At 63.2% G+C, this 1,240-nt stretch carries 1 protein-coding gene; it reads left to right on the top strand.

Features of this window, described 5'->3' with window-relative positions:
* Positions 1-105: 105 nt before the first annotated feature.
* A partial coding sequence (locus tag ABXS05_RS34840; protein WP_367627083.1) for an IS4 family transposase occupies positions 106-1,240 on the top strand: 1,135 nt, incomplete at its 3' end.

Below are 1,240 nucleotides of genomic sequence, written 5' to 3'. Positions count from 1 at the left end.
CCCACGGCTGTCCGGTTTAGATTTAGTGGACAAGGCGCACGGTGTTGATTCTACTCGTGTTCAGGACGTTGGCGCGTCACCTGGACACGAGAGTTGAGCAACACCGTGCGGCACCACAATAGCGTTTTCCACGATCTGGTGAAGCGAGTTCCGTGGGCGAAGTTCGATCGGCTTGTGGTTGCGCACAAGGCCGATCATCGGATCCGCCGTCTGTCGACCAAGAGCCAGTTTCTGGCGCTGCTGTACGGGCAGTTGGCTGGCGCGGTCAGTCTGCGCGACGTCGAGTGCGGGCTCAGGAGCCACGCCGACCGTCTCTACCATGTCGGCGGGGTGACGGTGCCACGATCCACTTTGGCCGATGCCAACAGCACTCGGCCGAGCGCGGTGTTCAGCGAACTGTTCGCCCAGATGGTGGCCCAGGCCCAGCGGGGCCTGCGTCGGGCGGTGGGCGATGCCGTCTATCTGATCGATTCCACCGGGATCCGGCTCAGCGGGCTGGGCAGCCAATGGGCGCGCTTTTCGGCAAAGACCTGCGGCGCCAAGGTCCATGTGGTCTATGATCCCGATGCCGACCGGCCAATCTATGCGGCCGTGACGGCGGCCAACGTCAATGACATCACCCCGGCCCAGGCCATGCCGATCGAGGCCGGCGCCACCTATGTGTTCGATCTGGGTTATTATGATTATAGCTGGTGGGCTCAGATGGACCGGGCCGGCTGTCGCATCGTCACGCGCTTCAAGACCCGTACGCGCCTGACCGTCACGGCCGAACTGGCTGTGCCGGAGGAGGATGGTGCCATCCTGTCCGACCGCATCGGCCTCCTGCCGTCACGCCAGGCCAAGAGCCGCAAGAACCCGTTCCAGGCCCCTGTCCGCGAGATCCGCCTCAAGACCCCGACAGGCAAGGTGCTGCGCATCCTGTCCAACGATCTTGACACCAGCGCCCAGGAGATCGCCGACCTCTACAAACGGCGCTGGGCTATCGAGCTGTTCTTTCGATGGGTCAAGCAAACCCTGAAGATCCGCCACTTTCTCGGCACCAGCGAGAACGCCGTGCGCATCCAGATCGCCGTCGCCCTCATCGCCTTCCTGCTCCTGCGCCTAGCACAGGCTGCTCAAAAGGCCGTCCAAAGCCCCCTCGCTTTCGCCAGATTGGTTCGCGCCAATCTCATGCATCGACGCCGTATCGACAAACTCATCACAGGTCCGCCGCCACCGCCTCCTCCGTCACCTCAGATGG

This window comes from Labrys neptuniae, assembly GCF_040797145.1.
GTDB classification, from domain to species: Bacteria; Pseudomonadota; Alphaproteobacteria; order Rhizobiales; family Labraceae; genus Labrys; species Labrys neptuniae.
This window is presented reverse-complemented; position numbering and strand designations above follow the sequence as displayed.